The 24,566-nt window shown below is 42.1% G+C and carries 24 protein-coding genes, 1 pseudogene and 1 riboswitch; of the genes and pseudogenes, 11 read left to right on the forward strand and 14 right to left on the reverse strand.

Annotation, left to right across the window (positions count from 1 at the left end; genetic code table 11):
- Positions 1-72: 72 nt before the first annotated feature.
- Complete coding sequence (locus tag EES38_RS07445) at positions 73-990, reverse strand: LysR family transcriptional regulator (RefSeq protein WP_124936527.1); 918 nt, start codon at positions 988-990, stop codon at positions 73-75.
- Positions 991-1,124: 134 nt separating this feature from the next.
- Between EES38_RS07445 and EES38_RS07450 the strand changes: the two genes are divergently transcribed.
- Together EES38_RS07450 and EES38_RS07455 are read left to right on the forward strand one after the other, a co-directional pair.
- On the forward strand, positions 1,125-2,222 hold the full coding sequence (locus tag EES38_RS07450) for an NADH:flavin oxidoreductase/NADH oxidase (protein WP_124936528.1): 1,098 nt from the start codon (positions 1,125-1,127) through the stop codon (positions 2,220-2,222).
- A gap of 201 nt (positions 2,223-2,423) precedes the next feature.
- Positions 2,424-3,191, forward strand: coding sequence for a MipA/OmpV family protein (locus EES38_RS07455; protein ID WP_124936529.1), 768 nt, complete (start codon positions 2,424-2,426; stop codon positions 3,189-3,191).
- Positions 3,192-3,246: 55 nt separating this feature from the next.
- Here EES38_RS07455 and EES38_RS07460 read toward each other — a convergent pair whose 3' ends face one another.
- From EES38_RS07460 to EES38_RS07470, 3 genes are read right to left on the reverse strand one after another with little or no spacing between them, the layout of a single operon-like run.
- On the reverse strand, positions 3,247-3,558 hold the full coding sequence (locus EES38_RS07460) for a hypothetical protein (RefSeq protein ID WP_124936530.1): 312 nt from the start codon (positions 3,556-3,558) through the stop codon (positions 3,247-3,249).
- A 55-nt stretch (positions 3,559-3,613) separates the two neighbouring features.
- On the reverse strand, positions 3,614-3,925 hold the full coding sequence (locus EES38_RS07465) for a hypothetical protein (protein ID WP_124936531.1): 312 nt from the start codon (positions 3,923-3,925) through the stop codon (positions 3,614-3,616).
- A 59-nt stretch (positions 3,926-3,984) separates the two neighbouring features.
- Positions 3,985-4,296, reverse strand: coding sequence for a hypothetical protein (locus tag EES38_RS07470; protein ID WP_124936532.1), 312 nt, complete (start codon positions 4,294-4,296; stop codon positions 3,985-3,987).
- Positions 4,297-4,663: 367 nt separating this feature from the next.
- A riboswitch (FMN riboswitch) is annotated at positions 4,664-4,832 on the forward strand.
- Between the two features lie 87 nt (positions 4,833-4,919).
- Between EES38_RS07470 and EES38_RS07475 the strand changes: the two genes are divergently transcribed.
- From EES38_RS07475 to EES38_RS07490, 4 genes are all read left to right on the forward strand, one after another.
- Positions 4,920-5,852 (forward strand): DMT family transporter, encoded by a 933-nt coding sequence (locus EES38_RS07475; RefSeq protein ID WP_124936533.1) that lies wholly within the window; start codon positions 4,920-4,922, stop codon positions 5,850-5,852.
- Positions 5,853-6,068: 216 nt separating this feature from the next.
- A complete protein-coding gene (locus EES38_RS07480; protein ID WP_124936534.1) occupies positions 6,069-7,169 on the forward strand; it encodes an ABC transporter substrate-binding protein in 1,101 nt (366 codons plus the stop codon).
- Between the two features lie 18 nt (positions 7,170-7,187).
- Positions 7,188-8,240, forward strand: a complete 1,053-nt coding sequence (locus EES38_RS07485; RefSeq protein ID WP_124936535.1) for a FecCD family ABC transporter permease — start codon at positions 7,188-7,190, stop codon at positions 8,238-8,240.
- A gap of 1 nt (position 8,241) precedes the next feature.
- Complete coding sequence (locus EES38_RS07490) at positions 8,242-9,009, forward strand: ABC transporter ATP-binding protein (protein WP_124936536.1); 768 nt, start codon at positions 8,242-8,244, stop codon at positions 9,007-9,009.
- A 36-nt stretch (positions 9,010-9,045) separates the two neighbouring features.
- Here the strand turns inward: EES38_RS07490 and EES38_RS07495 are convergent, their stop codons facing one another.
- A complete protein-coding gene (locus EES38_RS07495) occupies positions 9,046-9,471 on the reverse strand; it encodes an Hsp20/alpha crystallin family protein (RefSeq protein WP_124936537.1) in 426 nt (141 codons plus the stop codon).
- Positions 9,472-9,638: 167 nt separating this feature from the next.
- Here EES38_RS07495 and EES38_RS07500 point away from each other — a divergent pair, with 167 nt between their 5' ends.
- The 3 genes and pseudogenes from EES38_RS07500 to EES38_RS22915 all read left to right on the forward strand — a co-directional run bounded on the left by EES38_RS07500 (position 9,639) and on the right by EES38_RS22915 (position 12,093).
- Positions 9,639-10,199 (forward strand): GNAT family N-acetyltransferase, encoded by a 561-nt coding sequence (locus tag EES38_RS07500; RefSeq protein ID WP_124936582.1) that lies wholly within the window; start codon positions 9,639-9,641, stop codon positions 10,197-10,199.
- 142 nt (positions 10,200-10,341) lie between these two features.
- Positions 10,342-11,790: pseudogene (locus EES38_RS07505) on the forward strand (PAS domain S-box protein); the annotation flags it as partial.
- Between the two features lie 30 nt (positions 11,791-11,820).
- Positions 11,821-12,093: a methyl-accepting chemotaxis protein gene (locus EES38_RS22915; RefSeq protein ID WP_439333246.1), complete on the forward strand. Its 273-nt coding sequence runs from the start codon at positions 11,821-11,823 to the stop codon at positions 12,091-12,093.
- On the opposite strand, the gene EES38_RS07510 is transcribed toward EES38_RS22915, so the two are convergent.
- Together EES38_RS07510 and EES38_RS07515 are read right to left on the reverse strand one after the other, a co-directional pair.
- Entirely contained in the window at positions 12,074-13,834 is a 1,761-nt protein-coding gene (locus EES38_RS07510; RefSeq protein WP_124936538.1) for a potassium/proton antiporter, read from the reverse strand. The two genes, EES38_RS22915 and EES38_RS07510, sit on opposite strands and share 20 nt — an antisense overlap.
- Before the next feature lie 82 nt (positions 13,835-13,916).
- Entirely contained in the window at positions 13,917-14,795 is an 879-nt protein-coding gene (locus EES38_RS07515; RefSeq protein ID WP_124936539.1) for an NAD(P)-dependent oxidoreductase, read from the reverse strand.
- Between the two features lie 171 nt (positions 14,796-14,966).
- Here EES38_RS07515 and EES38_RS07520 point away from each other — a divergent pair, with 171 nt between their 5' ends.
- On the forward strand, positions 14,967-16,307 hold the full coding sequence (locus EES38_RS07520) for an aminotransferase-like domain-containing protein (RefSeq protein ID WP_124936540.1): 1,341 nt from the start codon (positions 14,967-14,969) through the stop codon (positions 16,305-16,307).
- A gap of 43 nt (positions 16,308-16,350) precedes the next feature.
- On the opposite strand, the gene EES38_RS07525 is transcribed toward EES38_RS07520, so the two are convergent.
- On the reverse strand, positions 16,351-17,484 hold the full coding sequence (locus EES38_RS07525; protein WP_124936541.1) for an SO_0444 family Cu/Zn efflux transporter: 1,134 nt from the start codon (positions 17,482-17,484) through the stop codon (positions 16,351-16,353).
- An 89-nt stretch (positions 17,485-17,573) separates the two neighbouring features.
- Positions 17,574-18,776: an MFS transporter gene (locus EES38_RS07530; RefSeq protein WP_243694164.1), complete on the reverse strand. Its 1,203-nt coding sequence runs from the start codon at positions 18,774-18,776 to the stop codon at positions 17,574-17,576.
- A 176-nt stretch (positions 18,777-18,952) separates the two neighbouring features.
- Here EES38_RS07530 and EES38_RS07535 point away from each other — a divergent pair, with 176 nt between their 5' ends.
- Positions 18,953-19,831: a LysR family transcriptional regulator gene (locus tag EES38_RS07535; protein WP_124936543.1), complete on the forward strand. Its 879-nt coding sequence runs from the start codon at positions 18,953-18,955 to the stop codon at positions 19,829-19,831.
- 10 nt (positions 19,832-19,841) lie between these two features.
- Here EES38_RS07535 and EES38_RS07540 read toward each other — a convergent pair whose 3' ends face one another.
- The 5 genes from EES38_RS07540 to frdD all read right to left on the reverse strand — a co-directional run bounded on the left by EES38_RS07540 (position 19,842) and on the right by frdD (position 24,513).
- Entirely contained in the window at positions 19,842-20,123 is a 282-nt protein-coding gene (locus EES38_RS07540) for a hypothetical protein (RefSeq protein WP_124936544.1), read from the reverse strand.
- Positions 20,124-20,254: 131 nt separating this feature from the next.
- A complete protein-coding gene (locus EES38_RS07545; protein WP_208020410.1) occupies positions 20,255-20,935 on the reverse strand; it encodes a response regulator in 681 nt (226 codons plus the stop codon).
- A complete protein-coding gene (locus EES38_RS07550; protein ID WP_124936545.1) occupies positions 20,925-22,535 on the reverse strand; it encodes an ATP-binding protein in 1,611 nt (536 codons plus the stop codon). The genes EES38_RS07545 and EES38_RS07550 overlap by 11 nt, the downstream gene beginning before the upstream one ends.
- Positions 22,536-22,762: 227 nt before the next feature.
- Positions 22,763-24,082 carry an anaerobic C4-dicarboxylate transporter gene (locus EES38_RS07555; protein ID WP_124936546.1) on the reverse strand — a complete coding sequence of 440 codons (1,320 nt, stop codon included), beginning with the start codon at positions 24,080-24,082 and terminating at the stop codon, positions 22,763-22,765.
- A 68-nt stretch (positions 24,083-24,150) separates the two neighbouring features.
- Positions 24,151-24,513 carry a fumarate reductase subunit FrdD gene (gene frdD, locus EES38_RS07560; protein WP_124936547.1) on the reverse strand — a complete coding sequence of 121 codons (363 nt, stop codon included), beginning with the start codon at positions 24,511-24,513 and terminating at the stop codon, positions 24,151-24,153.
- Positions 24,514-24,566: the final 53 nt, after the last annotated feature.

Here is a 24,566-nt window from a genome sequence, read left to right on the forward strand (position 1 = left end):
AATTACTATAAATCTGATATGTACATGGAAACAATCAACTTTTCGTCAATAGACTCTTTCCGTACGCCGTATCTATGCTCTGAGCGCGCCTTTGTGACCTAAATCAACCAATACATCGACGACATGTCGGACTTTAGGTCTTAGGTGAGCTGTCTGAGGCCAAACAGCGTATACATTGACAGGATCGCAACAGTATTCCTCTAATACAGAAATAAGTTCACCACGCTCAATGTGGGGTTTTAGTATGGTTTCTGGCATCTGACATAAGCCGAGTCCAGAGAGCGTGGTTTGTATAATCGCATCACCGTCGCCAAGTTGGTAAGTTGCTGGTGGTGAAATACGACTGTTCTCACCGTTCTGATTAACTTTCCATGTCAGAGGCTGATTACGTCTGTAGCCGACAATACATTTGTGCTGGCTGAGCTCTCCAAGGTTTTTGGGTTTGTCATGCTGACTGAAATAGGTTGGCGAACCGCAAATCAACCATCGTTCGCTGTATATTTTTTTCGCTACAAGTCCAGATGTAGAGCCCAAATCACCCAAGCGGATAGCTAAATCAACACCTTCATCAATCGGATCTATCAAGTGATCAGTGAAGGTGACTGTATATTCAAGATCGGGATAATCCTGAGCAATATCGATAAGAATAGGTAGTATTACACGTTTGCCATACGCTACCGGCATATCGATTCTTAGTCTCCCTGACGGATTGAGAGACGAAGAACCCAGACTACTCTCAGCGGAAGATATCTCATTTAGTGCATTAGAGCAGGCAAGAAAGTAGGCTTCACCATCTGCAGTAAGAGATATTTTACGAGTTGTTCGATGAAAAAGCTTCACATCTAGGCGAGCTTCAAGTCGGGCAATCGCTTTGCCCACAGCGGATTTTGATATGCCAAGAATTTCGGATGCTTCTGTAAAGCTCGCGCATCTTGCCGCAGTAACAAACGTAATAACACCATTGAGTGATTCAGACTGTAGATTTGCCATGCTAGAGGCCATTTCAATATAATTGAAGAATTTATGTCTACAAACTATAGATAAAATGCCTGTTTATCAATCCTTTTTTCCACTATAGAATGTCGGAAATAGTATCTAATTATCGCAAGCAAGGAGAGATTGATATGGCGTCTTTATTTGACCCGTTTAAGCTTAAATCTGTAACGTTAAAAAACAGAATCGCTGTTCCACCAATGTGCCAATATAGCGCGGAAGAGGGTATGGCAAATCAGTGGCATGATGTGCACTACACTGGTTTGGCCCGCGGTGGCGCAGGTCTTGTTATTGTTGAAGCGACAGCGGTTTCTCCTGAGGGGCGAATCAGTCCTAAATGTTTAGGCATTTGGAATGATGAGCAAGCCACCGCGTTATCGAATATTGCTAAAAGTATTAAAGAAAATGGCAGTATCGCAGGGATCCAAATTGGCCATGCGGGAAGAAAAGCCAGTGCCAATATTCCTTGGGAAGGCGACGATCACATTCCTGAAGGCGAACCAAACGGATGGCCAACGCTATCGCCGTCAGCTGTCGCATTTGGAGCAAACTTACCGAAAGTTCCTAAAGAGCTGACAGTTGATGAAATCCATCGTATCCAAAAGGATTTTGTCGATGGAGCCATCCGTGCACGTGATGCTGGCTTCGAATGGTTAGAACTGCATTTTGCTCACGGTTACTTAGCGCAAAGCTTTTTGTCAGTGCATGCCAACAAACGTACTGATGAATATGGAGGCGATCTCAAAGGACGCAGCCGTTTTCTACTTGAAACTGTTAAAGCCGTGAGAGCCGTTTGGCCAGAAGATTTACCATTGACCGCACGATTAGGTGTGATCGAGTTTGATGGTCGTGATGAAGAAACGATGCAAGAAGCCATCACAACTATCAATGAAATGAAAGCACTTGGACTGGAATTCTTAAGTGTTAGTTTAGGTTTTTCAACTCCTGATGCGAACGTACCTTGGGGTCCTGCATTTATGGCACCAATCGCAGAGCGGGTACGCAAGGAAACGGGCTTACCAGTGACAACCGCGTGGGGGATGGATGATCCGCAAAATGCAGCGAAAGCTGTGGCTGAAGGTCAAATGGATCTTGTTATGATGGGGCATGCTCACCTGGCCGATCCGCATTATGCTTACAAGCTGGCTAAGGAGCTCAATGTAGATGATGCTGCATGGAAAACATTGCCAGCACCTTATGCTCATTGGCTGGCTCACTATAAAGCGTGATAGCTTTAGCTTTTTTAAAAATCCGGGTATTACCCGGATTTTTTATTTTTAAACAAACATAATGGGTTACGTAATATCAAATTCATGTAAGAACTTGATACTTGGGGTGCGACTGGAAGAACTGAGTGCTAGAGTGGGGGAGGGGAACTGTATAAATACAGATTGCTTTGATTCAGTGGTTAATTAAGTAGAGAAAATAAAATGATAAAACGTCTTACGAGCAGCAGAGGATTACGCCTATCTTTTCTGACTATTTCTGTCCTCTATGCTGCTAATACGTTGGCCAATGGTTCTATTGGTGCAGGAATCGGCTTCGGTCAATCTGAGTATAAAGATTATGATGGTGATGCGATTGCATTACCCGTTATCAACTATGAAGATGATCTGCTCTATTTCCATGGCGTCTCCGGTGGCGTATTCCTACTAAAGGGAGATTATAGCGCTGTCACTTTGGGTGTTTCCTATTTCCCCAAAGACTTTGATGCTAGTGACTCCGATGATATTCAGTTACAGCAATTGGATGATCGTGATAGTACCGGGATGGTCGATGTTGGCTACCGTTATACTGACCCATTTCTTGGTAGTATTTCTGCTACTCTTTCTGCCGATTTTCTTGATAAAACAGATGGAGGTTGGAAAGCCGATCTTGGTTATCAAAAACGATTCCAACTATCGCAGCGAATTACGATAACTCCCGGTTTTGGTGTGAATTGGTTTAATGAAGATTTAAATAACCATTATTACGGCATTAATGCAGGAGAAGCAGCACGTTCTGGTCTGAATCAATATCATCCGGATGGTTCTGCAATTACTTATGCTGAATTAGGTGCGAACGTGTTTCTCACTAAAAACGTAAGTTTGTTCGTCAATGGTCGTTACAATTGGTTAGATAGTGAAGTGACTGATAGCCCAATGGTCGATACCGATCATTTCTTTGGTGCTATGATTGGCATGAACTTTATTTTTTAAAAGCAGAAGGCGCGCTCATTCGCGCCACTGCTATAAGTCCCAGACTGGTTTTTTCTTAGTGTTGGCGGCTAAGAAAACGTTTTGTTTCGGTAACGCTACCGTCTGGCTGTTGAACTGAAAAAGTATATGAGCGAGCGTTATCGTCAAAATTAGTGATTACCACGTCGCCTTGCTCGGATGTTTTGAGTATCTGGGCATTTACGCCACTAACGGTGACTGGTATGCCTGATGCAGGTTGGCCATCTTCTGTAACGACGATTTGAGCTTGATTTCCTTGAGTATAAATACTCATATGGAGTGGAGCCGCCATCACTTGTGATGCCAAACCTAATGCAGATACTGCCACGATTGTTGCTAAAGTTTTCATAATGATACTCCTAGAATTCTTGTTTGCTTATTCTTTTAAATTGTTGTTTATTTAATTAGTGTTGACGGCTTAGGAAGCGTTTTGTTTCGATAACAGAGCCATCCTGCTGTTCAACAGAAAATGTGTATGTGCGCGCATTGTCGTCAAAGTTACTTACTATGACATTACCGTGTTCTGAGGTTTTTAGAACTTGGGTATTTAGCCCCTCAACCGTTACTGGCACGCCTGCTGCTGGTTGACCATCTTCAGTAACGATGACTTCCGCTTGATTTCCTTGAGTGTAAATACTCATATGAAGTGGAGCGGCCATAACTTGAGATGCTAAACCTAGAGCTGAAATAGCTGCGATTGTTGTAATAGTTTTCATGATAATTCTCCGGAATTCTTGTTATTTAAATTTATTTATTTTGTTTAAATCTTATTTACTTAGTGCTGGCGACTTAGGAAGCGTTTTGCTTCTGTTACTGTTCCGTCAGGTTGTTGCACTGAGAAAGTATAAGTGCGTGCGTTGTCATCAAAATTAGTAACGACGATACTGCCCTGATCTGATGTTTTAAGCAGTTGAGTGTTAAGGCCGTTAACTGTTACCGGAACGTTTGCAGCTGGTGCACCATTTTCAGTTACTTTGATTTGCGCTTGGTTGCTTTGAGTAAATACGTTTACATCTAGTGGCGCGGCATTAATTTGAGCTGCAAGGGCAAATGCGGATACTGCTGCAACTGTTGCTAAAGTTTTCATATTCATATCTCCTAAAATTTGATTTTGTAGCGAGACGTTGTTTCGCTATGGGTTCATATTACGGCGATGAATCTAACGGATCGAGCGCAAAAATTAGCACTGAATGTTCGAAAAATTTGAATATGAATATTTTTGAAAAATATTAACCTAATTTGAAGGTGTCACTAATCTAACGCAAAAGTAGGCGCTATATAGGCTAAAAATATAAAAAATTTACTGATGCTCATTGAGGGGTATTACTTTTAGCTAAAATTGAAACTTTTTATTTTTTTTAATGTTCAATAATTATGATTGAGTTTTTAAGAGATTGGTTGCACTTTAAAAACGATAGTAATAAAGTGTTTTCAACGCATATTTAACTAGCGTTAATCGACTTCGGGGCAGGGTGCAATTCCCTACCGGCGGTGATTTAGAAATGTTTATAAAACGATATTTTTAACAGCCCGCGAGCGCCTGATAGCCTTAGCTAGCAGGGTCAGCAGATCTGGTGATATTCCAGAGCCGACGGTGATAGTCCGGATGAAAGAAGATCGAACGAAAACCTCACAACTCACGTGTTGTGAGCATATACGTGTGATATTTCAATCATCGCCCTGTTCATCTTTTTACACGGAGAAATCAAGATGACAGGTACATTCTTTATTATGGTAGCGTGCTTTACCTGGGCACTGGATACGTTGATTCGATATCCATTATTGAATCAAGGCTACTCAACTCTAGAAATTGTTCTGTATGAACATTTGACTTTGATATTTTTAACCGCACCTTTGCTATGGAAGTATCGGAGCAATTTTCGCCATATGAATTCAATGAGCGTTGTAAGCTTGTTTTTTATTGGTGGAATAGGATCTGCTGTTGGCACATTGGCGTTTACACAAGCCTTTCACTATCTGAATCCAACTGTGGTTATCCTGCTACAGAAATTACAGCCAATTGTAGCTATTCTTGGCGCAGCCTGGTTTTTGAAGGAGAGAATTCGAGCGTACTTTCTCTATTGGTCTGTGCTCATAATCGGTGGTAGCTTGGTGATGATGTGGCCGGACATAAGTGCTCTTTCTCTACACAATCTTCACTACAGTAATAACAGCACTGATACTTTATCTGGCTATGGTTACACATTATTAGCCGTATTTTCTTGGGGAATGGCGACTGTGTGTGGACGGTATCTATCTGATCAGAAGATGCCAGCTAATGCGATTATGTCTGGACGGTTTGCATTCGGGTTTTTAGTGTTGCTTACTTTTTCACTATTTCAGCCTGAGCAGGTACACGTTGTCTCATATAGTGTTGGTGGCTCCATCGCGCTGATGGCGGTAATTAGCGGTCTTCTAGGTATGGGTTTTTACTATTTAGGATTAAAAGATACGCCTGCGCATATGGCAACTTTAGCTGAAATGACGTTCCCAGTATTTGCTGCCATTATCAACTGGAGCATACTCGGTATCGAATTAAATAGTTATCAGATTATTGGTGGTTTCATACTAGTCCTGGGTAATGTCGGTTTAAGGTTGCGTTCAATCTCAAAACCAGCGACCTCTCAACTTCAGCAGGCATGATCATATCACCTGGGTATGTGGGTGCGCACGCGTGCTCCTTACCCGGGAGATACTCAACTTTCCTCTCCTTTTCCTATCATATCCTTTCATCGATAATTCAAATTCAATGTTTTGTTCATACGTTATAAAAATAATAATGATTCTCATCTTTATTTGTATATAATCTCCATGAGATCTTACTCAACGATTGTTCAAAATTATGAATGAGAAACAATAATGAAAATAAAAATAATACAAAGGTTGTCAGCACTTTTACTTGGTTTATCTCCATTACTAAGTCATGCAGAAATAAAAACTATTCACGATGTTCTTGATCGTGATATCAGTATTGATGTCCCCGCCCAAAGAGTGGTTCTTGGCTTTTACGCTGAAGATTATATGGCCATAGGTGGTCAGGAGTCGTTTGAACACGTTGTTGGTATTTCACGTGCAACGTGGGAGCAGTGGCGCCCAGCTAGCTGGACCTTATACACGAACAACAACCCAAAACTAAAAGAAATCCCTGACGTTGGGGAAGTTGAAGCACAAACGTTTTCCATCGAAAAAGTGATTAGTTTAGTTCCTGACGTTTTAGTTCTTGCCGATTGGCAGTATCAAGGATTGGGAAGTGATATACAAAGGTTAGAGAGTGCTGGTATTAAAATCATCGTAGTTGATTATAATGCCCAGACGTTACGTCGTCACTTAGCCAGCACCAGAATTATAGGAAAAATTACCGGACAAGAAGAGCGTGCCCAACAAATCGCTCACGAATACGAAGCTGCCATTTCTTTAATACAACAACGTTTAGCGAATATTGAAACGAAACCAAAGGCTTATATTGAATTCGGTAATAAAGGACCAGCTGAATACAGTTTTACCTACGGGAAAAATATGTGGGGAGCCATGCTTGAAATGGCCGGTGCAGAGAACATCGCTGCGCCATATGTGGAATGGTGGGGACCGATCAATCCGGAACAAGTCATTGCTTCAAAACCTGATGTGGTCTTTATCGCAGGTACGGAATCCAGTTCTGCTGCTGGAGCGATGTTAATGGGTGAAAATATTTCCCCTCAAGTCGCCAGAGAGCGATTGGCGGGGTTTGTTCAACGCCCTGGCTGGTCTGAACTACCTGCAGTTAAAACTCACCGTATCTACGGTATCTATCAGGGCGCCTCGCGATCTATCTTAGATGCAAGTATGATTCAGTACTTAGCAAAAGCGCTTTATCCCGACACGTTTACAGATTTAAACCCTGAAGAGTCCTATTTGGCATTTTATAAAAAGTATCTGCCAGTTGAGCCACAAGGGACCTTTGCTATCAAGCTTGAAGAATAAATATCGGTCAGTAATTATATGAACTCAGAAGCTATCGCACTCGCGATCGAAAATCAGCGCAAAAGTGAGAAGAAGAGAGCCAAGGTTTTAGTTTTAATCGGCTTGTTCTTAATGTTGTCCTTTGTCCTCGATGTCGCGATTGGACCATCAATGCTTAATGTGAGCAAAGTCATCTATGCGATTTTGAATTTTATTGGTTTAGACACACCAGTAGATACAACGACACAGGTGATTGTGACTAATTTACGCTTACCTATTGCGCTAATGGCAATTGTTGTAGGCGGTGCGTTGGGTGTTGGTGGCGCAGAAATGCAGACGCTATTGAATAACTCAATGGCGAGTCCATACACATTGGGTATGGCGGCAGCGGCTGGTTTCGGTGCTGCGCTGGTTTTGTATCTGGGTTCCTTAGGTATTGACTCAAACTATGCGGTACCGTTGGGGGCATTTGTGTGCTGTATGCTGTCGGCATGCTTTCTCTTTGCTATGGCGATGATGAGGCATATTACGTCAGGACAACTTATCCTTGCTGGTATCGCTCTGTTGTTTTTATTTCAGTCATTACTTTCACTGGTGCAATTCATTGCCTCTCCTGAATTGAGTCAGCAAATCCTCTTTTGGTTGTTCGGCAGTCTTTCAAAGGCCACTTGGGTAAACTTAAGTATCACTGCACTGGTTACAACGGTGAGTATCCTCTTTTTGTTGAAGGATTCTTGGAAGTTGACAGCGCTACGCCTTGGTGAAGAAAGGGCAAAGAGTTTAGGTGTTAATGTGACAGCACTTAGATTACGAGTGCTGTTCATTGTTGCGATACTTACCGCGACAGTAACCAGTTTCGTTGGAATAATAGGCTTTGTTGGTATCGTTGCTCCCAATATCGCCAGAATGCTGGTGGGAGAAGATCAACGTTTCTTCCTGCCCCTTTCGTTCCTGATTGGCTCGTTTTTGTTGTCAAGCGCATCTGTGATGTCAAAAGTGATTGTTCCTGGGGCTCTATTTCCTATTGGGATAGTTACTGCAATCATTGGTGTTCCGTTTTTTTTCTGGCTTATCATTTTAGGGAAACGCTAATATGCTGACTGTGAGCGATCTTTATGTGCAATTAGATAAGTTGGTTCTTGCAGATAATATGAGCTTTCGCCTCAATAAGGGGGAGATTAATGTCATCATCGGTCCCAATGGTACGGGGAAAAGCACATTACTCAAAACCCTATTCGGTGATATAAGAGCTCAAGGTGGAACGATTCAATTTGACCAGAACTTTCTTGAACACAAGAAACTGGATCTCTGGCGGAGAGATATTGGTTATATGCCGCAAGATATTCGGCTTGATGTCGGCCTAACCGCGCTTGAAGTGGTATTGCTCGGACGCCTTGATGCATTATCGTATCGTATTGACGAATCACTTATGTATGAAGCAATTAATGCCTTAAGTGAGCTGGGTCTGGAGCACCTTGCTAGTCAGGATGTAAGGACGCTTAGTGGTGGCCAATGTCAAATGATACTATTTGCTCAAGCACTAATGAAAAAACCGGCATTCCTAATGCTCGACGAGCCAGTCAGTGCTCTGGATTTACACTTTCAACAGGTTTTGCTCAGTCACTTAGTTAAGAATACCGCTCATTACCAATGGATCGCTTTGATGGTGTTGCATGATTTGAATCTAGCAGCTCAGTATGCAGATAATTTGATTGTGTTGAAAGAGGGAAAAGTCGTTGCGTGTGGGAAGCCCGTCGATGTGTTGACGAAAGAGCTGATTGAGGATGTATATGGTGTTCAGGCCCAAGTATCTTATGATGCAGAAGGCATACCTTTTGTCAGAACACTAAGAGCGGCTTAAAAATTACGGCACATCTAAAGCAGTGCCGTAATTTAATTAATTGATTGAAATATGATGGTGTTCCTCTGCGTGCCCACGTTGCTTGGGTACAAAGACGGCTAAAACACCATCGTGATATTTCGCGTATATCTCGCGAGTATCTATATTATTTCCTAACGAAATAATACGTTTCATGTCTCCATGAACGCGTTCCTGATGAAGAAATTTATCATTTGCTTGAGTTTCGAGTTCGCGAGAGACTTTAGCTTTAATAGTTAAAACCCCATCGTTACAATCAACAGAAATATTTTCTCTGGCAACTCCTGGCAGGTCGGCGATGATTTCATAAGCGGTTTCTTTTTCAACTACGTCGATACGTGGTTCAAGAAAGGAATCGTTGGCAAAATTATGTCGATGTGTCGGACATGCTTGATCAAACAAACGATAAACATCCGATAGTGAGTCTTCTGGTAAGATACTCATAACTGATCTCCTGTTTATCTTGCATTATCTCCCCTTAATTGTAGCAATTGGTCATAACTTGAACAGGAATATAATTTTTTACTTTACACTTTTTTCCTTTGAATTAACTGGTTATTTTTAAGCTGAATGATTTGTATTTTTTGCATATAAAAAATGGTTGTTTTGTGATGATAAATTTTGAACTAGAAACTCCAAGATTGCGGATTAGGCAATGGAGAGAGGAAGATAAGTTTTCCTTAGCCAAGATGAATTCCGATCCTAATGTTATGCAATTTTTCCCGTCGATAATGACCGAACAACAAAGTGATGCTTTGTACCAACGTATGTTTAGGTTGATTGAAAGAGGTGAACTGGGTTTTTATGCGGTTGAACTTAAAGCATCAAATCGGCTTATCGGCATGGTTGGATTACTTGAGCACGGTGAGGAAAGTGATTTACCTTTTGCTCCAGGAGTGGAAATTGGTTGGCGTTTGGCCCAAGAGTTTTGGGGCAATGGTTATGCTACAGAGGCCGCATTAGCCACTCTACAATACGCTTTTCAAACACTCGAATTTGATACGGTGTACTCTCTTACAGCTATACAAAATGCGCCTTCGAGACGAGTTATGGAGAAAATTGGCATGAGAGATTGTCATAATAACTTTGCTCATCCATCTTTGCCATTAAGTCACGCCCTGTCCGTACATTGCTTATATATAGTAAAAAAGGACGAGTTTATTTATTTCTAACTACCTCACGATCTCTTAACTCATTTTGTATTTTTTCTTATGTAAGTTGGTGAAATGCCGCTAATACTTTATAGGTAAAAATGATTGATTAATGGATTTAAATATGGGCCAGTTGTTCTCTAAACTATTTAACTCTAACGATATGACCGCACAGGCGTATCGAGAAATTTTGCTCAAAGCATTGGATGCTGTTGTAAGTATCGATAAAAATAACTGCATTACCTTTTATAATACAGCGGCGGAAGAACTTTGGGGTTATTCACAGCAGGAAGTGTTGGGGAAGAATGTAAAGATGTTAGTCCCCAAAGTATTTCAGGCAAACCACGATAACTTCGTGAATGCTAATAGACAGGGTGGAGCAAATAAAATAGTTGGCTCGAGTCGCGACGTCGAGATAGAAACCAAAAGTGGCGATATTGTATGGGGGCGGTTGTCGCTTACCAAGGTAAAAGTCGGTGGAGACTATGTTTATACGGCGATGATAGCGGACATTACGGCGGAGAAAGAAGCGCAGGAAAGAATTAACCAAACCCTTGAACAAGCTTTGGACGCTGTGGTCACAATTGATGAAAACAACATGGTAACGTTTTTCAATCGCGCGGCAGAGAAGCTATGGGGTTATCAACGAAGTGAAGTCCTGGGCAAAAACGTCAAGATGCTTGTGCCACATCAAATTCAATCAAACCATGATCATTATGTGAATAGCAACCGTGAAACGGGTGTGGATAAAATCGTTGGTACCAGTCGAGAAGTTGAGATTACCCGTAAAAATGGGTCGCACGTTTGGGGGAGTTTGTCGCTTTCCAAAGTGAACGTGGGGAAAACGATTATTTATACGGCCTTTGTTAAGGACGTGACTGTAGAACGTGAATCTCGCGAAATTATTAATCAAACACTCGAACAGGCACTGGATGCAGTGGTTACAATCGACGAAAATAATTTAGTGACGTTTTTCAATTCTGCAGCAGAAAACATGTGGGGTTATCACCGATCTGAGGTAGTTGGCCAAAATGTTAAGATGCTTGTACCAAGAATGTTTCAAAATAACCACGATGAATACGTAAATAGTAACCGTAGAACGGGACATGATAAGATCGTTGGTACTAGCCGAGAAGTGGAAATTGAGCGAAAAGATGGCTCGATTATCTGGGGTAGTCTTTCTCTCTCGAAAGTAGAACTAGCGAATAAGATAATCTATACCGCCTTTGTAAAAGACATTTCTGTAGAGCGTAGAAGCCGAGAATCGATTAACCAAACGCTAGAACAAGCATTAAACGCCGTTGTTACAATTGATCCTCATAACTTAGTGACATTCTTTAATCGGGCCGCTGAAGAGTTGTGGGGATACTCGCGAGAAGAGGTAATAGGAAAAAACGTTAAGATGCTTGTCCCTCATGCGATTCAGCCACAACACGATGACCTTGTGAATAGTAATAGAAGGACAGGTCAGGATAAGATCGTTGGTACCCGACGTGAGGTTAAGATCGAACGAAAAGATGGTAAAACCCTCTGGGGTAGCTTGTCCTTGTCCAAAATAGAAATCGACGGTCAAATAGGCTACACCGCTTTTGTCAGAAATGTGACTGCTGAAAAGACGGCCCGCGACACAACTAACGAAGCCATGCAGGCATTAACCGAATCGAGTAACCAGATCGCTGATATTGTCTCAACCATCAATGGTATAGCCGAGCAGACTAACCTTTTATCTCTCAATGCTGCTATTGAGGCTGCCCGGGCAGGGGATCAAGGACGAGGTTTCGCCGTAGTTGCTGATGAAGTACGTAAGCTCGCGTTTCGCTCTTCTGAGTCGGCGGGAGAAATTGGGGAGCTCGTACAAAAAACGACATCCAGAATCCAGCAACTGGAAACGGCGCTTAAGAATCTTTCTCGTTAGTTTCGTTTTCTTCTAGTGTCTCTTCATCCGGTAGGCGCAAGCCTACCGTCTTAACGTTCCAGTCTACACTATCCGCAATTATCCAGCTTAAACCTTGCCATTCAAACATGTCGCCTAATACTGGTGATGTCCCTAACTGCTCATCAACGAGCTGTTTAAGTGTCATATCATCGGGGTTATCACCTAAATCCAGACCATAGTAAAGCGATATATCGGAAATTTTGGTATTCACATCAATGAAGAAATCACCAAAGAATCGACGAATAGATTGTTGCTGAGGTGATTCTGTAAAGAGTTTACTCAGCTCATCCATGGCATTTTCTTCTGCAATGACGCAGACGATATCATCAGCCTCTAATTTGGTACTGCCTGAAGGGTGCAATAAGGTTTGCCCACGATAGATAGCTGCGATGCGTGTATTTTCGGGCATAATAAGGTTACGTAGCGGTGCTCCGATATACCAACGCCCACTTTTCAGTTGGTAAACCAGCATTTCCCAGGCACTACCCGGATACAATTCCAGACCGGTGCGTAAAATAGGATGTGGTTTAGGTGGAAGCTCTACTTTGGCAATTTTGAGAGCTTTTGGTAACGTCCCTCCCTGCACGATAAGAGAGACCAGAACGACGAAGAACGCAATATTAAAAAACAAACGGGCATGTTCAAGACCGGCCATCATCGGAAATACGGCTAAGATAATGGGCACGGCTCCTCTTAAACCTACCCAAGAGATAAACCATTTCTCACGCGCTTTGAAGCTTTTAAAAGGCGTTAAGCAAAGCCACACGGCGATTGGACGAGCAATGACAATCATAAATGCTGCGAGCATAATGGCGGGTAAGGCAATGGGTATCAGGTCCGATGGTGTAGCAAGAAGCCCCAGAACGATAAACATGATTATCTGACTTAACCAAGTCATTCCGTCAAGAACGTTAAGTATGGAATGCTTAGAACGGGTCGGTTTATTGCCGAGAATCAAACCCACAACGTAGATTGATAAAATACCACTTCCGCCTAAGGTATTACTCAGGGAGAAAATACTTAGCCCGCCACTGACAGCCAAAATAGAGTACAAGCCTTCCGGCAATGTCGCTTTGTTGATGATATTGCGCAATATAAAACCGCCACCGATTCCAAGAATACCACCGACACCAAACTGTTGTATAAATTGAATACTCAGATCTTTTCCGTCTAATTCGATGGATTGAGATGCCAGTATTGCGATCAAGGTGACCGTGAGAAATACGGCCATCGGGTCATTTGTGCCTGATTCAATTTCTAATGTTGAACCGACACGTTGGTTTATCTGTTTTCCTTTTAATAAAGAAAATACAGCGGATGCATCGGTAGAGCCGACTATCGCACCAATCAGTAGTCCTTCTAGCCAAGAGAGATGAAATAAATAGGAAGCCATCATCCCAGTTAGTGCTGTTGTAACCGCCACACCAATAGTGGCAAGTGAAAGCGATGGCCAGAGCGCAATTTTAAAACTGCTCATCTTGGTTCGCATACCACCGTCTATAAGGATAACGGCGAGAGCGAGGTTACTCACTATGTAAGCAACGGTATAATCATCAAAAAAAATTTTTCCTGGTCCATCTTCACCTGCCATCATGCCGACGCCAAGAAAAACGACCAAAATAGGAACTCCGAGACGCGATGATAACGGACTTATGACAATACTGGTCAAAATCAGGAGAGCACCAACTAAGAATAATCCGTTAATAAAATCGACTGTCATTGCTCCTCCGTGCTTACTGATGCATATGTTCTTATTCTGCATCAATTAAGCGACGGAGTAAGACATATTTTGTTAGTAAGTTTTACTTATTGTTTTTATAGGATTCTATTAGAACAGAAGTATCCATTCTTCCCAAACCTTTTTGTTGTAAAGATTTATAGCGGTTATCGACACTTTCTGTAAGAGGCAGGTCAAGTCCATGTTGTTTGGCTTCGTCTAAACAAATGCCAAGATCTTTACGCATCCAATCAATAGCAAAACCGAAATCAAACTTCTCTTGAGCCATTGTGACAGCGCGGTTTTGCATCTGCCAAGAACCTGCCGCACCATGTTGGAGGACGTCTACAACTTGGGCGATATCCAGATTTGCTTTTTGAGCCAGCAATACTGCTTCGCTCAAACCGTTGAGAATACCAGCAATGCAGATTTGGTTGACCATTTTACACCGTTGACCCTGACCAACTTTGCCCATAAGTGTGGCTTGTTTTCCATAGCTGGCGATCACTGGTTGAATGGTCGCAAATACGGCCTTGTCACCACCACACATAATGGTCAATGCGCCATTTTCGGCTCCAGCTTGACCGCCGGATACGGGAGCATCAACAAACTGGATGCCTTTCGCTTCACATGCATGGCTTAACTCTAGCGCTAACGATGCAGAGGTTGTTGTGTGGTCAACCAGAATAGACCCAGGTTCTAAACCTTCCAGGATTCCGTTATCACCATAAACTACGCTCCGCACATCGTCATCATTACCGACACACATGAAGACAATCTGACTTCCAGATGCTGCCTCTAGGGGAGTCTTAAACCAATGACCTCCGTGTTCTTCAGCCCATTTTTGTGCCTTAGATTCTGTGCGGTTATAAACCGATGTTTCCCATCCATTATGCTGTAAATGACCTGCCATCGGATAACCCATTACGCCTAATCCAATAAACGAAACTTGATTAATCTTCATTCTTCTCTCCTTGATGTAAGTTAACTATTATTTAAGTCTTATTGTTCCTATATTAATGCACCAATATTAACATATGTCAATGTCGTTTTAAGCATTTGTCCTCTCGTTGGCTAACGTAAGTTTAACTGATATTATTACTGTACTTATGTGACGTTGTTTAAAAGGTGAATTGTGAGCGAAAGTAAATTTGAAAAGATAGCGTCGGTAATAGAAAAGAGAATTACCAACGGTGATTACCCACCTAATTTCAAGTTACCTACTCACAAAGAGCTAGCGGAAGATCTTGATACTACGCCTGCTACAGTTTCTAAGGCATATAAGCTTCTAATTGACCGGAAAAAGATAGAGTCTTTTGTCGGTAGAGGTACATTTGTTTGTGGCCATTCCTCTCTTAGTCAAGCCATACATCCCAATGATAATAGCCGAGAGATAAACTTATCGATTCTTCAGCCATGCATGAATGAAAACGCTATTGCTCTTTCGGCTGCAATGCAGGCATGTGCCAATTCTCTCACACCGGAATTAATGGGATATGCAGAAAATTCTGGTCACGAAGTTCATCGTAATGCCGGCGTTCTTTGGGCGAAAAATTATGGTCTTGAGGGTGGTAGTGCCGAAAATACTTTACTTGTTGATGGTGCACAAAATGCTCTAGCTCTTGCGATTATAGCCTTGTCAAAGCCTGGTGATGTCATCGCTGTAGAGGCGTTGACCTATCCTGGAATTCTTGCTGCGGCAAGTCTGTATCGGCGTACCATTATCCCGGTTGCGATGGACGATGATGGAATGAGACCGGATGAATTAGAAAAAGTGATTCGGGATTCTAACCCTGCAATGGTTGTTGTCGTTCCTTCTCATCAGAATCCAACCGCCGTAACCATGTCTGAAGAGCGAAGAGCAAAAATAGCGGCAGTGATAAAAAATTCACAGTGCTTGCTTATCGAAGATGATATCTACGCATTTCTTAATGAGACGCCCTTACCCGCTATAAGTAATTGGGTTGATGATAGGGCTGTGCATATTTCGAGCTTATCAAAAGCTATCAGTCCAGCCCTACGGTGTGGCTTTGTAAAAGCGCCCGATCCCTTGTTAGCAACCCTAAAATCGCACATAAGGACAAACATATGGTTATCTTCACCTTTTAATTACGCGGTCGCAAATGAGCTTATCTCGAGTGGTGAAGCGTTTAATATGGCGAAGACACAAAGAAAGATCGCAATAGAGCGTCAGGAAATCGTCAGAAAATACTTTCCCTATATCACTGGTGGAAAGAGCAGCTTTCATTGCTGGTTGATGTTACCTGAGAATTGGACTTCAGAGCGATTTAGTCTGGTGGCGAAAGATCGTAACGTAGTTGTCAGTAGTGGTACTTACTTTAATAGTGTTGGGGTTGATACCAAGAGTGTAAGGGTATCTCTAATGTCGGCAAGCACCAATGAGCAACTGGAAACAGGCTTAAAAGTTCTTCATGAGCTTGTGCACTCAGACGTTAATACACTATTCCCGTTTTAATATTAACGCCTGATGCATGAGTCAGAGTACGAGGATGTGTATTCTAGTGACAATGATCGCTATGACATCCGCAACTCGTACCCTTTTTCGCGAATAAGCGAGCTGCTATTTTATTCCACACGTCTTTTATTACTACAATAGCTAGAAAGATGGCTGCAATCCAGGCTACTGAAGTTGGCATTAGATTATCGCTGCTTGCTAACTCACTGCTGATATTAATATTCCATACATCAACTAGATAGTTTGTTAGGTAGCCAAATCCAATAGCGACCGCAATAACACCAACCAAGTAACTCACTAAAGCATGCCAGCCTAACTCTTTTTTTACTATGCCAAGGGTGGCGATATTGGTTGCTGGTCCTGCAAGCAGAAATACCAGAATTGCCCCCGGAGATACTCCAGCAAGCATTAGGCCTGCGGCGAGAGGAGTCGATGCTGAAGCGCATATGTACATGGGTACGCCTATTAACGCCATAATGATCATTGCTCCTGGTCCTCGGCTTATGTCTGCCAGAGCATCGTAAGGAACTAATGCTACGACAATAGCTGAAATTACCAAGCCAACGATTAGCCAAACTGACAAATCTTCTAATAGTTCAGTGAATGCATATTTTTGCCCTTGCCATAATCGAGATGCAAACGATCCTTCGGGTTGTGCAAGATGATTATGCTCGTGCTCGTGTTTTTGAGACGAATGACACCCGCAGGATGAAGTGCACGTTGTTGAAGTAGATGATGTAGTGGACGCGGTTGAATCTTTCTCTGTTTTTTCACCGAGCAAAACCAAAGCCGCAGCGGCTATAGCCGAGCAAATGGCAGCGATTGGACGAATCACCGTCATAAATGGACCGAGTAGAGCATAAGAAACAGCGATTGAATCAACACCGGTTTCGGGCGTTGAGATTAAAAAAGCTGTGGTGGCACTTTTTGATGCACCGGCGCGTCGTAACCCTACCGCTGCTGGTATAACACCACAGGAACAAAGTGGTAAAGGCGTACCTAAAATTGCTGCCTTGATTGCTGGCCAGATTCCGCTTCCCTGTAAGTGACGTCCGATATTCTCGCTATTAATGAAGGAATTGAGTAATCCAGCGATAATCAGACCAAAGACTAACCAAAAAGCTGCATCCAGCCACAACTCAAGAAATGCGTGACCAATTGCGATGAGTGTATCCATTAGACCCCCCACATTCGAGAATGAAAATAAATATCATTGAATATGGGGTAAGTATAAACCTTAAAGTTAACTACAAGGTCAAGCGGTTTTTACGACATCACATGAGAGTGTTTTTTCTGGTAAACAGCAACCCATTGATAAAGTACGACAAATAAAATACACAATGCTAAAGCGATTCGAGTTGCTCCAAGGACTCCATGCCATCCCCAACGTAGATAAAAAGGTTCAAGGAAGAATACACCCAGACTAGCGCCTGAGTAGTAAAAGAGGCTGTACAGTGCTTGGGCACTGCCTTTAGCCTTTGTTACGCTACGACCAATAAGTGTGCTTGCCTGCGCATGGCAAAAGAAAAATCCGATAGAAATCAGCACCATGCCTAGAATCATAGTATAAATGTTGGCCCAGCTCATCATGAAATTAGCAATGAGCATCATCGAAATACCCAGGATGACGCCAGCTATCTGACTGTGTTTTTTGGCGAATTTACCTGCGAGTGATGAACTTGTGGTTCCGCCGAGCAGAGTCAAAAACATTAAGCTTCGAATATCACTGGGTAAGTTATACGGGTAGTCTCCAAGAACTATCATCAGATAATTCGATAAGTTAACGAACGTGCCAAACGCGAGTCCTATTAGGAGATAAAGTAGTAACAGCTGTGGTTTTTTAAGGTGATATCCATAGGCTTTCAGGCATGCTGTCACTTTTAACGGTGCAGGCTTAAAATGTTTCTGTTTGGGTAACAAATAGTACACACCGACAAACAATATGGTCGTTATTAGCGCAATTAAAATACCGGCATTCTGCCAGCCTCCTAAATGCTCCGCGCTGACGCCGCCCATTAAACGGCTGCTAATACCGCCGATAGTATTTGACGCAACATAAAAGCCAACTGCTCCAGGAAGCCAACTTTTTCTGAGCTCCTCGCCCAGAAGTGGTACTGCTAGAGCAGGGCATACTGCCAGAAACATTCCTTGTAAAAAGCGTAACGAGAGGAAAAAGGAATAATTCTCTACGAATGGTAATACGAGTGAAACTAACAATCCGGCAGCGGTACCGCCTAAAAGGATTTTACAGCGGCCGATCGAGTCAGACCAACTGGCAAATATTAACAATCCTAATCCCATACCCAGTAAAGGCGCAGACATTGCCAAGTTAGCTGAGAGTGAAGTGATTTGGAACTCTTTCTGTAAAACAGGTAAAAGCGGTTGTAGCCAGTATATGTTGGAAAAAGTAACGATAGAACAAAGGCAAATCGATATTACGAAACGACTGTAAGACGGTATTGTTTTCACTGCTCTCAACTTAGTATGTAATTGAATTGTTAATATGAATGTGTTTACACATTTAGAATACCGATCGAGCAAGGATAAATAAAATATGTTGTATTTATCTATTCCATAGATAAAATTTATACCCATAGATTATTTGTTGACATGAACAAAAAATAAGCTTAACGGATCTGGAGCATATGGAATTACGTCAGTTAAAGCACTTTGTAGCCGTGGTGGAACAGGGCTCCATCTCGGGTGCAGCTCGTTTTGTTAATTTGGCCCAACCAGCGATTAGTAGCAGTATTAAAAAGTTGGAACAGGAGTTAAGAATGCCATTGTTCAATCGTCGAGAGCGCGGCATTGAATTAACAAAAGCGGGGCATGAGTTTGTCTCTCATGCGCGCCAGATCTTAATGCAGGCTCAAGATGCTAAATTGGCAATGCAAGCAATGGAAGGCTTGGATCAAGGGCAAGTTGAAATTGGCGTACCAAGTATGTTGGGTTCTTATTATTTTCCACCTTTGTTAATGGGATTTAAGCACCAATATCCCAATCTCGAATTAAATATTATCGATACTGGTACACGTAATATCAGGCGAATGCTACTCGAAGGAGAGTTAGAGCTTGGGGTTGTCGCAGATAAAGATCTTACTCAAGAACTGGATAGTGGAAGTTTGATTCGAGAAGAAATGGTTGTGTGTATGGCCCACGATCATCCGCTTGCAGAGAAAGAAGTTATTGATTATGAAGACTTTTTATCACATGAATTAGTGTTATTCAGAAAAGGCTATTACCACCACACATTGCTCGAAAAGATAAGTCGTGAAGTCAATATCAAACCCAAAGTCGCGTTTACCAGTAACCTTTTGCCCTTAATTAAAACGGTAATACGTCGGGGATATGCGATCTCGCCAATGTGGCAGGTGGCGATTCAAGACGACGATGAAATAGTGACGCGCCCATTTGCGGAAACATTTGAAATAGATTTGAGTTTAGCGTGGCGTAAAGACAGCTACCTATCTCGTGCAAACCAAGCTTTTAGAGACTTTGTTTTGAATGAGGTCGGTAGTGTCTAAAACTTGACGATTATTCCGTAACAGAATGAAGCGTTAAGTTTTCTCCCACAACATCGAGTAGAGCACCATCAACGGTAGTATCTGGTTCAACGACTTGTTGTTCGGTATATTGTTTCGAGAATAGATTATGGTGAAAACTGGTAAGCGTATCGAGTACACCAGCACCGCCTAAACCGAATTTCAAGACAACCGTTATAGCAATTATTGAGACAGCCAACGTTGCATAAACGACAGGTAATCGCTTTTTAGCTGCTCGATAAAGCTTGTTTATTTTTGTTATTGGCTTAACCACCACTTACCTCCATTGGTATGAATAGCGGTAAAAACTTTATCGGTGCGCTAGTATACCATTGGTTTGTAAATTATGGCCGAATTTCAGTTATTTATTTATACATATTTAAATTATGTATAACTATGAATAACTTAAAGCATCTTGTATACCCGACGGGGACGACCGCCAGTGTTGTAGTCAAGTTCGAGCTTCAACGTTCCCTCTGATTCTAGGTATTCAAGATAGCGCCGAGCTGTAATACGGCTGAAATCCATGATCTGACCAACTTCCTCTGCGGAGAACTCTGTCAACCTAAGTTCATTAATACGATCACGCAGTCTTTCTAGGGTCGCTGTATCGATTCCTTTTGGAGTTCGTCGAGTCTGTGTTGTTGGATTTTTGCCCAATAGAGAATCAATACCTGCCTGATCGACAGTGGCATTATTCCTAAAGGTTTCAATGGATTTAAGATAATCATCTAATGCCTGATTGACCCTAGACATGCGAATCGGTTTTACCAAGTAGTCAATCACACCCAACTGAACCGCTTTCTCAACCACGGTCGTTTCTCTAACCGCAGTAGTCATAATAAAATGACATGAATCACTCAGTTCACGCAGTTTTTTTATCACATTTAAACCGTTACCGTCCGGAAGAGTAATGTCGACAAAAACGAGATCGGGTGTATACAGCTTAAATTGTTCGATAGCTTCTGCGCACGTTTCGCTTACGGCAACAACTTGAAATTTTCCATGATGATTGACGGTTGATTCTAGAGTGTAACTTGCGCGAACGTCGTCTTCCAAAATCATGACTCTGGTTTTATTTTTCATCTGTGGCCACTTTTTTTTCCAGGTATACACTAAATAAGGTTGAGTTATCTTCTGTTCTTTCCCAGTCGATACTGCCATTCATGTAATCGACCAGTTGTTTCACTAAATAAAGTCCCACGCCATTTTGGTCGTCGGTATTTTTAGAAGTAACTCCAAATTCTAAAATATTATCTTCTATGTCGCTTGGAACACCCACACCATTATCTTCGACTTCGATCATCATGTGTTTACTACGATCACTTATATAGATCGATACAAATGGGTTTGTCTGTTGGTGGCGGTTTTCCCACGCGGCTAATAGGGCATTATCAATTAAATTTCCCAGAATAGTGACAACTTTTTCGGAAATATCTTTCTCATATGCAGAGAAGCTACTATCACTATCAAGTTTAAATTGGACGCCCATTCTAGAGGCTTTGTTGAATTTTGCCAGCAATAATCCAGCTATCGCTGAATTGGCAATACTACGGACAATTTGATTAATAATAGACTGATATCCATCCGCTTCCTGTTGAATAAATTCAATACATTCATCGTATTTCCCAATTTGCAACATGCCTGATAATACATTGAGTTTATTGGAATATTCATGAGTTTTACTACGGAGTAATTCAGAATAATTTTTCAGATAGGTAAGTTCATTTTCCATGTCATTTGCTGTTGATTTAACAAAAAATACGATGACATGTCCGCGTAAACCTTTAGCCGTGATGATAGGATAGATATCGGCTTGATAAGTTTGATGGCCTAGGGAAAATTCCCCTTGCTGGAATTTCTCAGGATTCTGCAATATCAGATGGCTGAGTGATACGCTATATCGTGATAATAATTGATCGATAAAATCAGCTCTATCTAAGATACCCATCGATAACATTTTCATGGCGCGGTCGTTAATCAGAGTAACTTTCATATCCTGATCGGTTGCAATAATTGCATCACGAATACTATCAAAGACCATTTCATGTTCGCGGAACTTATTGGCAATATATTCGGGTTCAAAATCAAAGAACGTTCGCTTTATTTTGGTCAAAAATGCAACCGTAACGCAAAGACCAACTAAATAAACACCAGCGATTAGCACGATTATTTGGATAAACTGCTTTTGTAAAATATCCGAGATTTGTTCGGATAAATATCCGATACAGACGGCACCTATAACTTTTCCATTCATTACGACTGGAACAAAATTACGAATTGCCTTACCAAGTGATCCCGTATCGATCGTGCTGTATTGCTCTCCTTGACTAAGAGCTCGGTGAATATCATTTCCAACGAACTTCTTGCCGACTTTGAGAGCGTCAGGATGACTTAAGCGAATTGCATTTTTATCGACAACTACGATGAATGATGCATCGGTACGACTGCGAATACTTTCGATATAATGTTGAAGAACATATTGTGGCATCCCTTCATTTTTATCACGGACTGAATTAATGACTATGGGGTCATGAGCGATAACTGCCCCCAATTCCAATCCACGGGCTTTAAGCCCTTCGTGATAAGAGTGTTGCAAAAGATACAGAAGTGCTACCGTTACAATGATAACGATAGAAGAAGTTGCCGCAACAGTACTTAACGTTAAGTAATTCTTTAATTTCATTTCGCTTCACGAATCTTAAAAAACGCTCAATATCATATAATGGTAGTTTTGAATCTAGAGTATTGATATCAGCGACATAGTATTAATGAATTATTACATATTTTTAACGTATATTCGCTGACCCCAAGTAAGAAAAAAGGCTGATTGGATTGAACCGATCAGCCTAAACCTATTCTACGCCGTGTGGAGTCTGCACGCGGAACAGAGTTTTCTTTTTATATCCGTCATTAATTGAATGTCATTGATATAAAGTAACCGATGATAGTCGCGGAACTTACGGCAATGAATCCTGGAATAATGAAGCTATGATTCAGTACATATTTACCGATTCTGGTGGTTCCTGTTCTGTCGAAAGTGATTGCTGCAAGGTCACTTGGATAGAATGGGAAGAAGAAATAGGCATAACATGCTGGTAGCACACCGATGAGAACTTTTGGCGGAATACCAAGCGAGAAGCCAAGTGGCAGCATGATAGTTAGCACCGCTGCCTGACTCTTCAGGAACACAGACACTGCGAACATAGCGAAGGCAAATGCCCAAGGATGTGCCTCAACAATACCGCTGATCATACCGATAAGATAGGTTTCGTGGTGAGTAATAATAGTCTCACTCATCCAGGCAATACCAAAGATGATGACCACGGCCGTCATACCCGCAATGAACACGTTACTGTGAACGATTTTTTTCGGTTGAATCTTAGTGGTTAGTAGAATTACCGCGCCAACAGCAAGCATTAAGAACTGAATAGCAACAGACATCTTAACGCCGTCAGGCAGAAGACCAAGAGTTTTACCAAATAGGGCAACAAAAACCACGACCGCGATACCACCAAGGAAGATACCAAGACCTTTACCTGCAGTGTGTTCAATGTCTTGTGCTTCATTTGGCGTTTCGTTGTCAGTCAGTTCAGCAACAAACTCTGGATCTTTTAAGCGTTCTTGGAATTCTGGATCTTTATCCAGGTCCTTACCACGTTTCAAGCTCCATGTACAAGCTAACATCAGGCCACAGAATGTCGCTGGAATAGTCACTTTCAGAACATCAATCAGACCGATATCGAGATTATTATCTGTTGCTGTTGCCATGACAACGGCTGCTGCTGCTGCGATAGGACTTGCTGTGATGCCAAGTTGAGATGCAACTGAGGCAATTGACATTGGACGCTCGGGACGAATGCCTTTTTTATAAGCGATATCGTAAATAACAGGAAGTAGTGGGTAAACTGAGTGACCAGTACCGACTAATACTGTTAGCGTATAGGTACACATTGGACCGAGGAAGACAATCTGGTTAGGGTGTTTACGCATCAGTTTTTCTGCGTATTTTACTAAAAGTTTGAGACCACCAGTTGCTTCCAATGTCGCTGATGCAGCCACGACAGATAGGATAATTAGCATAACTGCAACAGGAGGTTTTCCTGGCGCGACATCAAATACGAAGGCAAGGATTGTGACACCGAGACCACCGAGTAGGCCAAAGGCAACACCACCGAACCGTATACCTGTAAAGATAACTGCCAGTAACAGTAACATGTGTATATAGAACATCTTTTGTTTCCTTCAAAGTGGGGCGGTTTCACTGATGATCAGATCACCGCCTCTAATTTAGTGAACTTTTAAGCCATAAAAATAAACACAACAGCGAGTACTGTGATGGTAAATGCCACCGCATAACACAGGAACTTCACTATTGGTCCAGCATGGATCTTAAGGTCATGCATGCCGTGGTGAAGACGGTGCATTGCATGCCACATCGGCAGTGCTAAGGTACAAATTACGAATAGCGCGCCAATAATATTTTTTACGAAGGGCAGGACGTTGTCGTAGCTTAGAACGTCAGGGTTTAAAATACCCAAAGGACCCAATATACCCAGTACTAAAATGGTCACTGGTGAAATCATGGCAAACCAAGTACCACCGGCACCAAACAGACCCCACCATACCGGTTCGTCAGAACGTTTTGGATGTTGATTAATCATGAAGGCCTCCCTAAACCAGCAGTAGTACGATGATGGAAATCACGGCAACCGCT

This window comes from Vibrio viridaestus, from assembly GCF_003856525.1.
Taxonomy (GTDB): Bacteria; Pseudomonadota; Gammaproteobacteria; order Enterobacterales; family Vibrionaceae; genus Vibrio; species Vibrio viridaestus.